Source organism: Actinophytocola sp. (genome assembly GCF_036002505.1).
Classification (GTDB): domain Bacteria; phylum Actinomycetota; class Actinomycetes; order Mycobacteriales; family Pseudonocardiaceae; genus DASYTH01.
The window spans coordinates 1-10,813 of sequence record NZ_DASYTH010000018.1; the positions used below are offsets into that span (position 1 = coordinate 1).

The 10,813-nt window shown below is 71.3% G+C and carries 6 protein-coding genes; 4 read left to right on the forward strand and 2 right to left on the reverse strand.

Going from position 1 to position 10,813, the window contains the following annotated elements:
* Positions 1–364: 364 nt before the first annotated feature.
* Positions 365–1,054 carry a transcriptional regulator gene (locus VGR06_RS00660; RefSeq protein WP_327556927.1) on the reverse strand — a complete coding sequence of 230 codons (690 nt, stop codon included), beginning with the start codon at positions 1,052–1,054 and terminating at the stop codon, positions 365–367.
* A 130-nt stretch (positions 1,055–1,184) separates the two neighbouring features.
* On the opposite strand from VGR06_RS00660, the gene VGR06_RS00665 reads away from it, so the two are divergent.
* Genes VGR06_RS00665 through VGR06_RS00680 form a run of 4 tightly spaced genes read left to right on the forward strand, consistent with a single transcriptional unit; the run spans position 1,185 to position 2,781 of the window.
* Positions 1,185–1,688: a DUF2231 domain-containing protein gene (locus VGR06_RS00665; RefSeq protein WP_327556928.1), complete on the forward strand. Its 504-nt coding sequence runs from the start codon at positions 1,185–1,187 to the stop codon at positions 1,686–1,688.
* Between the two features lie 11 nt (positions 1,689–1,699).
* Complete coding sequence (locus VGR06_RS00670; protein ID WP_327556929.1) at positions 1,700–2,131, forward strand: hypothetical protein; 432 nt, start codon at positions 1,700–1,702, stop codon at positions 2,129–2,131.
* A gap of 19 nt (positions 2,132–2,150) precedes the next feature.
* Entirely contained in the window at positions 2,151–2,720 is a 570-nt protein-coding gene (locus VGR06_RS00675) for a hypothetical protein (RefSeq protein WP_327556930.1), read from the forward strand.
* Entirely contained in the window at positions 2,698–2,781 is an 84-nt protein-coding gene (locus tag VGR06_RS00680; protein WP_327556932.1) for a zinc-binding dehydrogenase, read from the forward strand. The genes VGR06_RS00675 and VGR06_RS00680 overlap by 23 nt, the downstream gene beginning before the upstream one ends.
* 740 nt (positions 2,782–3,521) lie before the next feature.
* Here the strand turns inward: VGR06_RS00680 and VGR06_RS00685 are convergent.
* On the reverse strand, positions 3,522–10,813 hold a 7,292-nt coding region (locus VGR06_RS00685), incomplete at its 5' end, for a type I polyketide synthase (RefSeq protein WP_414637119.1).

Consider the following 10,813-nt stretch of genomic DNA (forward strand, 5'->3'; position numbering starts at 1 on the left):
CCATGAAGGTGACCTTCGAGACGTTGAGCGTCCTGAAGGCCCCCTTCATGGCACTGACCACCACCCCACCGGCCCCACCGGCCCCACCAGACCCACCACCACAATCAAGATCGACAACTCCCTCCCCGGGAGCCACACCCATCTCTTTCAGCGCGGCGAGGTGTTTCCCGCCGCTCAATGTGTCGAGATCGAGCGCTTTCCGCGCACCCCAATTCTACCGGGGACATACCGACATTTCCGGTTGTTGGTGGTGCTCTTTCGGGTGAATGGTGTGCAGCGGCCTTGTCAGGGTCCGGGGGCGGCGACCCCGCACACTGCGCGCCGCCCCGGACCCCACCCCCAAGCGCCGCACCTTGGCCAACCCCTATTTGGCCGCCGCCGACCGCAACTCCACGCAACATTCCCCCGCCCGCGGCTCCAGCGCAGCCTCCACGTTACCCGCATGCAACCCACGCAAAAACCCACTCAGAAAAGCATGATTTATCGCACACACCAAATCCGGCGCACCCGCCGCCAATGGGTGAAACGGGCAATTGCGTAACCGCACACACGCCGGCCCTGTGCGCGTGGGCTCAAACCCATGATGCGCCAGCATGTTCTCAGCCAGTGTTAGCGCCCGTTCAACCCCCAGCCGACCCGGCCGGCGCCGGGCCCGCTCCGCTGCCCCGAGCGACTCGCCATGCCGGGAGGCTACGCGGATGGCGGCGTCGCGGGCGGTTTCGGTGGGGGTTTCGGTGAGGACGGCTTCGACGAGGATTTCGGCGAGGATGTCGGGGCGGCGGGCGGGGATGGTGATGCGGATGTCCGTGTTGGTGGGTTCGTAGACCTTGGGGGCGCGGCCGACTCTGCCGGCCGGCTCGTAGCGGGCCTGGAGGAGGCCGGCGCCGACCAGTTTGTCGAGGTGGAACGCGGCGAGCTTGCGGGAGATGCCGACGGCGGCGGCCGCTTCGTCGCGGGTGATCGGGCGGCGGGCGGCGCGGATGAACGAGTACATCCCGCCGCGCAGGGCGTCGTCGAGGGCGGCGACGGCGTGGATGGCCGGGTTCACCTGCATGGTTACACCGTATCGCTTGGGTGTATGTCTGGGCCTCCGTGGGTACTCCCCAGCATACGGCGTGTACTTGACGGCGGCTTAGGATATGACCAACATAGTTTGGTGAAATCGCCGGAGCGGTGGAGGTGCGATGAGCAGGCCGGTGCAGGCGGCGAAGCGGCCGGTGAGCGCGATGCTGGCCGGACCGTATGGGCACCCGTTCCATCCGATCCTGGTGACGGTGCCGATCGGGGCGTGGGTGTCGAGCCTGGTGTTCGACGTCGGTTCACGGATCGTCGACGGGGCGGAGTTCCTCGTCCGGGGGTCGGGGTGGTTGATCGCGATCGGGGTGGTCGGGGCGGTGGCGGCGGCTCTGGTCGGGTTTCTCGACCTGCTCGCCATCCCGACCGGCACCAGGGCCTTTCGCACCGGAATCGTCCACATGAGCCTCAACCTCACGGTGACCGCCGCTTACCTGGTCAACTTCCTGTGGCGGCAGGGGAACGACGCCGCGGTCGGGGCCGGGCCGCTGGTGCTGTCGGTGGTGAGCCTGGCGGCGCTGGGGGTGTCCGGGTATCTCGGCGGAAAGCTTGCCTACCACTACGGCGTCCGGGTGGCCGACGAGACCACTCAGGCTGACGGCTACACCACGTAAGGAGAATTGTCATGGGTATCGCGGCACTGATCACCTGGCTGCTTACGGCGGCCGGAGGCTTCGTCATGCTGGGTGTCTGGGTGAGCAAGGGGGGCATGCGGAGCAGCAAGTTCCCGCCGGCGCTGATCTTCGGGCACTTCGCGCTGGCCGCGATCGGGCTGGTGCTGTGGATCGTGTATCTGATCACCGACGCGGAAGGGCTGGCCTGGACGGCGTTCGTCGTGATGCTTCCGGTGGCGCTGCTGGGCTTTGTCATGCTGGCGCGGTGGGTGCCCAGCTACCGGAGCGCCGCGGTGCCGGTCGGCGCCGGCACTCCGGAGGCGGCCGGTGCCACGGTGCCGGCGGAGAAGCACTTCCCGGTGCCGGTGGTGGGCGGGCACGGCCTGCTGGCCGTGGTGACCGTGGTGCTGGTGTTGCTCACCGCGCTGGGCGTGGGTAGTTGACCGCCGCCGGTGGGATGTTGTGGTTGACCCGGAACAGGTTGTCCGGGTCGCAGCCGGATGGTTCGCGAGGGCCGGCTGCACGACCGCTGGCCCGCGACGTTCCCGTCCGGCCAGGGCAGCGACCTGGCCGGCATCGTCGCCGAAAACCGGCCCAGGCGTCACCGGCTTCTCACCCGGCGACCAGGTTCTCGGCTTCACCCACGACCGGGCCAGCCACGCCGACCTCGTCGTCGTGGACTCCGCCCACCTGATCGACCGCCCCGAAGGCCTCTCCTGGGAAGCCGCCGGATCGCTCTTCGTGGCCGGCACCACGGCATACGCCTCCGTCCGCGCGGTCGGTGTCACCAACGGAGACGTCGTCATCGTCTCCGCCGCCGCCGGCGGAGCCGGTTCCATCGCCGTCCAACTGGCCACGTACGCCGGCGCCGCAGTCATCGGCTTGGCCACCCCCACCAACCACGACTGGCTCCGCGAGCACGACGTGATCCCCGTCGCCTACGGCAACGGCGTCGAAGACCGAATTCGCGCCGCCGCCCCCGGCCGCCAAGGGCATCATCGATATCCCAATCGCGGCGGTCTATCCTCTTGACGAAGTCCAGGCCGCATTCCGTCACCTTGAGCAGAGGCACACCCGCGGCAAATCGTCCTGAAGCCGTGATAATTGTCGCGCCTTATGTCATTTCTCTGTTCATGATTTGACATGGGTGCTGTGGCTCGGGGTGTTGCGTCGGGGTGTTTGGGGGTGGCCGCGGCGCGCATTGTGCGGGGTCGCTTCTCCGGCTTCAAGGGCGCCTTGGGCGTCGGTTTCGCCGGTCGCCGCGCTGGTGTGGTTGGGGTGTGTTGTGGGGTGTGGGTTGGCGCGGCGATCGTTGACTCCGGAGCTTCTGCGACCCGTGGGGCGGCGCTAAGGCGCGGGCAGGGCGGTCGTCCTGCCCCTGTCCGCGCGGGCCGCGGCAGACCTGGAAAGGGTGTGCAGCCGGCGGATCTGGGCGCCACGGGGGTGCGGGACGGGTGGTTGATTGGGCGGGGGTGTACCACGAGGGTTGGTTGCGCGGGGTGGGGGTGGGGGGAGGGTGCTTGGGGGTTATTGGCGGGGGTGGTGCAGGACGTTGCGGACGGGGGTTTGGGTGGGGTCGAGCCAGGCGGGTGGGAGGAAGTAGGGGATGCCGTTGATGAAGTGGATTTCCCAGGCGGAGTGGTGCAAGATTCGGTGGTGTCGGCGGCAGAGCAGCGCCATGTTGGCCAGGTCCGGTTTTCCCGCCGTCTTTCCAGTAGGAGTCGACACAGGGCGCGGTACCCGGGGGTTGCCCCGGGCCTGTTTCCCTGTGTCGCTCCCCCGAACCGGACATGCGACTTTCACCGCAACCCCGAAGCCGCGCACCCCATCAAACTACCGCGCAAGCTCGTCATCGATGATATTGAAGAGCTCCTCGTCGGTCGCAGACTCGATGGTCGGTCCAGGAGACACCGGAACGAGCCGCATACGAAGGGCCTCCGCGAGGGCTACCGGCGTGGGATGGTCGAAAACCAGTGTGGTGGGCAGGTGTAGACCCACGATGGTGCTCAGCTTGTTGCGGAGCTCCAACGCTCGCAGAGAATCGAAGCCGAGGTCCAGGAGGCCGCGACCGGGGGTGATGGCGTCGGAGGAGTCGTGGCCGAGGATGCCGGCGGCGGTGGCGCGGACCAGATCGAGGAGGATGCGCTGCTGCTCTTGGGGATCGCGCCCAGCGAGTTGGGTGGCGACCGCGCGTTGGCGGGTGTCGGCGGTGGTTGTTGGCTTGAGGTGTGCGGGGACGACGACGGGTGGGGTGGGGGAGTGGAGGGCGCTGTCCAATAGGGACAGTGCGGACTCTGGGGTCATGGGGGTGAGACCCGCCCGGGTGATCCGGTTTCGGTCGGCGGTGGTGAGAGTTGTTGTCATGCCTCGGGTCCAGGGGCCCCAGGCTAGGGATGTGGCGGGGAGGCCGTGTGCGGTGCGGTGCTCGGCGAGTGCGTCGAGGAAGGTGTTGGCGGCGGCGTAGGCGGCCTGGCCGGGGTTGCCGATCACCCCGGATAGGGAGGAGAAGAGGATGAACGCGGTGAGGGGGTGATCGGTGCTGAGTTCGTGCAGGTGCCAGGCGGCGTCTACTTTGGATTGGAATGGGGGTTCGAGGTCGGCTGGTGTCAATGCGGATACGGTGCGGTCGTTCGATGTACCGGCGATGTGGAAGATCGCGCCGAGGGAGGCGCCGTCGAGTAGAGCGGCGGTTTCGGTGCGGTTGGCCAGGTTTGCGGCGGTGAGGGTGACCGATGCGCCTAGGGCGCGGAGTGAGTTGACGAATTCGGCGGCGCCTGGGGCGGTGGGGCCGCGGCGGCTGGTGAGGAGCAGGTGGCGGGCGCCGTGGCGGGTGACCAGGTGGTGGGTGACCAGGCGGCCGAGGGCTCCGGTGGCGCCGGTGACGAGCACGGTGCGGTCGGGGTCGAGGGGGCTGGGGGTGTGTGGGGTGGGCGGGAACGGGGTCAGGCGTGGGACGGTGAGGTGGCCTGCCTGCAGGGCGAAGTGGGGCTCGCCGGTGGCGATGGCGGCTGGGAGTTCGGGCAGGGGGGCCGGGCCGTCGAGGTCGGCGAGCACGAACCGGTCAGGGTGCTCGGTTTGGGCTACCCGGAGCAGCCCCCAGACCGGCGCGACCGAGAGGTTCTCGGCCGCGCCGGACTCTGCCCCCAGGCGCAGGACGACCAGCCGGGAGGAGGAGAACCGGTCGTCGGAGATCCACTGCTGAACCGTGTCGAGTACCCGGCGGGTGACGGCGCGGGCGGCGGTGGGAACGTCTACTTCGGACTCGGTGAGGCGCAACGGCAGTACGACCGCGTCGGGCACGTCGATCAGCGCGGCCAGATCGGGGACCGTGCGGCCGAGCTCTCCGAGGTCTTCGCCGAGGACGGCCAGGGTGGCAGGGCGGGTCGGCGCCGGAACCGGGTCGATCCAGTCCACTGTGTACAGTTTGGGCCCGGGAGGCTTGACCTCGGTGTGGGATGACTCGGCGTCGAGCCAGAACCGGCGGTTCTGGAAGGCATAGGTGGGCAGCTCGACCGTGGTCGTGGTGAACCGGGCGAAGAACTCCGGCCAGTTGACCGGGATGCCGTGGCCGTGGGCCCGGGCGAGCGCCTCGGTCAGGGTGTGCTCCTCGGGCCGGTCCCGGCGTAGCGTCGTGATCAACGCGGCGTTGGTGGTGAGGCAGGCTTCGGCCAGTGCCACCAGCGTGCGGTCCGGGCCCAGCTCGAGGTGGGCGGTGACGCCTGCCCGCTCCAGCGCGCGCACACCGTCGAGGAAGCGCACCGGCTCGCGGGCCTGGCGTACCCAGTGGTCCGCGGACAGGTCCGTGGCCGGGGCACCGGTCAGCGTCGAGACGATCGGAATGGTCGGCGCCGCATAGGAAAGGGTGCTCGCGACCGCGTGGAACCCGGCCAGCATCGGTTCCATCAGGGGTGAGTGGAAGGCGTGGCTCACCCGGATGCGCCAGGCCCGACCGCCCCGGGAGCGGACCGTTTCGGCGATCGCGGTGACGGCGCCGGCCGCTCCGGAGATGACCGTCGACTGTGGACCGTTGACCGCCGCGATGCTGACCCTGTCCTCGTGCCCGGCGATCAGGTGCCGTGTCTCGTCCTCGCTCATCCGCAGGGCGAACATCGCGCCGCCGGCCGGCAGTGCCTGCATCAGGCGGCCGCGGGCGGCGACCAGGGTGACCGCGTCGTCGAGGTCGAGCACCCCGGCCACGTGCGCCGCGGCCAGCTCGCCGATGGAGTGTCCGAGCACGTGGTCCGGCCGCACACCCCACCGCTCCAGCATCCGGAACAGCGCGACCTGGAGGGTGAACAGCGCCGGCTGGGTGTACTCGGTCTGGTCCAGCACCCCGGGGCCCGGCGCGAACAGGACGTCACGCAGCGGCCGGTCGAGGTGATGGCCGAACCGCGCACAGATCCGGTCGACATCCCGGGCGAACTCCGGAAACGCCTGGTACAGCTCATATCCAGCCCCGGGGCGCTGACTTCCCTGACCGGAGAACAGATACGCCGGCCCGGGGGAGTCGTGCGCGGCGACCACGTCCGGGACGCCGGCGGCGAGTGCGGCCACAGGGTCGGCCCCGACCACGGCGGCCCGGCACTCGAACGCCTGCCGGGTGGTGGCCAGGGACAGCCCGACGGCGGCCGGGTCGAGACCGGGGCGTTCGCGCACGAACTCCAGCAGGCGTGCGGCCTGCGCGCGGAGAGCCGGCTCGGTGCGAGCCGACAGCAGCCAGGGCAGCACGCCGCCCGGATGGCGGGCCGGGGCCACGGCCGGGTCACCCTCTTCGAGGATCACGTGTGCGTTGGTGCCGCTGAGCCCGAACGAGGACACCGCAGCCCGGCGCGGCCGGTCACCCGGCGGCCACGGGATGGTCGACGTGATCAGGGACACGGCCCCCGCGGTCCAGTCCACGTGCGGGCTCGGCTCACCGGCGTGCCGGGTCGGCGGGATCTTCCCGTGCTGTAGAGCCATGATCATCTTGAGCACGCCGGCAACTCCGGCCGCTGCCTGGGTGTGGCCGAGGTTGGACTTGATCGAGCCGAGCCACAGGGGGCGGTCCCGGTCCTGGCCGTAGGTGGCGATCAGCGCCTGGGCCTCGATGGGGTCGCCGAGCGTGGTGCCGGTGCCGTGCCCTTCCACGACCTCGACGTCCGAAGTGGACAGTCCGGCGCTGGTCAGGGCCGCGCGGATCACCCGTTGCTGCGCCGGGCCGTTGGGTGCGGTGAGGCCGTTGCTGGCGCCGTCCTGGTTGACGGCGCTGCCGCGGAGCACGGCGAGCACCCGGTGGCCGTGGCGGCGCGCGTCGGAGAGCCGCTCGATCAGGAGCATGCCGGCACCCTCGGCCCACGCGGTGCCGTCGGCGGCCGCGGCGAACGGTTTGCAGCGGCCGTCCCGGGCGAGCCCGCGCTGCCGGCTGAACTCGATGAACACGGCCGGGCTGGCCATCACGGTCACGCCGCCGGCCAGCGCCAGGTCGCATTCGCCGCGGCGCAGCGCCTGCGCGGCGAGATGGAGCGCCACCAGTGAGGACGAGCACGCGGTGTCGACGGTCAGGGCCGGGCCCTCGAAGCCGAACGTGTAGGCCACCCGCCCGGAGGCCATGCTCCCGGCGCTGCCGCTGACCAGGTAGCCCTCCGTGCCGGGCGGCGCCGCAGCGGCCTGGTGCAGCCGCGCGCCGTAGTCGTTGTACATCACGCCGGCGAACACGCCGGTCCGGCTGCCCCGCAGGGACGCGGGTGGGATGCCGGCGCGCTCGATCGCCTCCCACGCGGTGACCAGGAGGAGCCGCTGCTGCGGATCGGTGGTGAGTGTCTCTTGTGGACTCATGCCGAAGAAGTCGGGGTCGAACTGGTCGGCGTCGTGCAGGAAACCGCCGGCGCGCACGTAGGTGGTGCCGGGGGTGTCCGGGTCGTCGTGGTGGAGCGCGGCCAGATCCCAGCCGCGGTTGGTGGGGAACGGCGTCACCGCGTCCACCCCGCCGGCCACCAGGCGCCACAGGTCCTCCGGCGACTCGACGCCGCCCGGGTAGCGGCAGGCCATGCCAACGATCGCGACCGGGTCCTCGGCGTCGAATTCCCGGCGCTGCACGGGTTCTGGAGCCGGGTGCCCGGCGAGGTGCCCGGCCAGCGCCGCGGGCGTCGGGTAGTCGAAGATCAGCGTGGCCGGCAGGGGCCGCCCGGTGGTCGCGGTGAGCCGGTTGCGCAGCTCGATCGCGGTCAGCGAGTCGAAGCCGAGGTCGGTGAACGGGCGGTCCGCGGCGATCCGGCTGGAATCGTCGTGCGCCAGCACGGTGCTGACGGCATCCCGCACCGTGTCCAGCAGGGCGGTCGAGCTCGCCGGTCCGGAGATTGTCGCCGGAGCCGGACGGCGTTCCTTTGCGCGCAGGGCGCTGGTGTCGATCCGTGCCGGGATGCTGACCGCCTGATCGCTCGCCAGCGAGCTGTCAAACAGGCGCAGGGCTGTTTCCGTTGGCAGGGGGTGGATGCCGGTGCGGGCGAGCCGGGCGAGGTCGGGTTCGGCCAGCGGGGTGTCCGCCCAGAGGCCCCAGGCCTGGGACACCGCTGGCAGGCCGAGAGACCGGCGGTGCTGGGCGAGCGCGTCGAGGAAGGCGTTGGCGGCGGCGTAGTTGGCCTGGCCCGCGGTGCCGAGCGTGCCGGCGATCGAGGAGAGGAGCACGAACGCGGTGAGATCACGGTCGCGGGTGAGCTCGTGCAGGTGCCAGGCGGCGTCCACCTTCGGCCGTGCCACCTCGTCGATCCGTTGCGGTGTCAGGGAGTTCAGCACTCCGTCGGTGAGCACAGCGGCCGCGTGCACGACGCCGGTGAGCGGGTGCGCGGCGGGGATCGTGGCCAGCAGCCCGGCGAGGGCGGCGCGGTCGGAGACGTCGCACGCGGTCAGGGTGACCTCGGCGCCGAGCGCGGTGAGTGCGGTCAGCAACTCATCCGCGCCCGGCGCCTCCGTCCCCCGGCGGCTTGCCAGCAGCAGATGCCGAACCCCGTGCCGGGTCACCAGGTGGCGGGACAGCGCGCCGGCTAACCGCCCGCTGGCCCCGGTGATCAGCACGGTGCCGTCCCCAAAAGCCGGCCCCGCCCAGGTCTTTGATGTGATCCGGTGCAGCCGGGGCAGGTAGCCGGCGCCATCCCGCACGGCTACCTGCTCCTCCCCGGTGGCGAGCGCGGCGGCCACCGCCTCGACCGGGCTGCCCTGGTCAAGATCCACCAGCACGAACCGGCCCGGGTTCTCCGCCTGCGCCGACCGGATCAGGCCCCACACCGCTGCGCCGGCCAGGTTCGGCGCGCTGTCGCCGGTCGCGCCCCGGGTGACGAACACCAGCGGGACGCGCCGCGGATCGGCGAGCCGGCGCTGGGCGGCATCCAGCGCCGCGTGCAGCGCGCCGTGGGTGTCCGCCACGACGTCGCCGGTGCCGGTCGGTACCAGGAAGACATCGTGCTCCGGCGCGCTTGCGGCCGGTGCCTCGGCGGGAACCCAGGTGAGCTCGTACAGATCGCCGCCGGAAGTGGTGGGAATGTCGCGCAGGACGAGGGATTCGACGGTGAGAATCAGCCGGCCGGCCGGGTCGGTGGCGACCAGCGTTACGGCACCGGCCGCGTCCGGGGTGAGCTGCACGCGCAGCGCCGTGGCGCCCGTCGCGTGCAGCGTCACCCCGGACCAGGAGAACGGCAACGCCACGGCGCCACCACGGTCGGCGGCGTCCAAGGCGAGCGCGTGCAGGGCCGCGTCCAGCAGAACCGGATGGATGCGGCACCGGCCTGCCGGCGTGGGAGCCGCGGCCGGCAGGAGCACGTCCACGTGGGTTGCGTTCTCGGTGCGCCAGATCCCGTGCAGTCCCCGGAAGGTGGGACCGTACCGGTATCCGCGCTCGGCTAGCCGTTCGTAGGCGTCGGTCAGGTCGACGGGTGTGGCGCCGGGCGGTGGCCACACGCCGGGCTCGGCAGCCGGGATGTCGCCGCCGGGCGAAAGCAATCCGGTGGCGTGCTCCTTCCAGGCGCCACCGGACTGTCGTGAGTGGACGGTCAGCGCCAGGCGGCCGGCGTCCCGCCGGGTGAGGTTGACCTGGAGCTGGACGGTGCCGTGCTCGGGGAGCACGACCGGGGTGAGCAGCACCAACTCGTCGAGGCGGTCGCAGCCGGCCTGGTCGCCGGCGGTGAGGGCCAGGTCCACCAGCGCCGCGGCGGGGAGCACCGGCACGCCGTCGACGGCATGGTCGGCGAGCCACGGGTGGGTGGCCAGGGACACGTCCGCGGTGAGCAGGAAACCGTTGCCGCCGGCCAGTTCCACCACCATGACGCCGAGCGGGTGGTCGCTCGCCGCAGCGGTCGGGGCGTGCAGCCAGTAGGACCGGCGCCGGAACGGGTAACCCGGGAGATCGCCCGGATCGATGCGGCTGGGGGACTGCTCCAGGATGAGGTGCGCGTTGGTGCCGGAGATGCCGAACGAGGAAACGCCGGCGCGGCGCGGGGTTCCGGTGTCCGGCCAGGGCTGCGGCTCGGTGAGCAGGGTGACCGACCCGGATGTCCAGTCCACATGCGGAGACGGCTCGGTCACGTGCAGGGTTCGCGGGAGCTTCTCGTGGCGCAGGGCCTGGACCAGCTTGATGATCCCGGCGACCCCGGCGGCGGCCTGGGTGTGGCCGAGGTTGGACTTGACCGAGCCGAGCCACAGGGGGTGGTCGCGGTCCTGGCCGTAGGTGGCGAGGAGGGCCTGCGCCTCGATGGGGTCGCCGAGTGTGGTGCCGGTGCCGTGCGCCTCCACCGCATCGATGTCCGAAGTGGACAGTCCGGCACTGGCCAGGGCCGCGCGGATCACCCGCTCCTGCGCCGGACCGTTGGGCGCGGTGAGCCCGTTGCTGGCACCGTCCTGGTTGACCGCGGAGCCCCGGATGACGGCGAGGATGCGATGCCCGTTGCGTTCCGCGTCGGAGAGGCGTTCGAGTAGCAGCAGCCCGGCGCCCTCGGACCAGCCGGTGCCGTCCGCGCTGGCCGAGAACGACCTGCACCGCCCGTCCGGGGACAACCCGCGCTGCCGGCTGAACTCCACGAACGTGGTCGGCGTCGCCATCACCGTGACCCCGCCGGCCACCGCCAGGTCGCACTCACCCGACCGCAACGCCTGCCCGG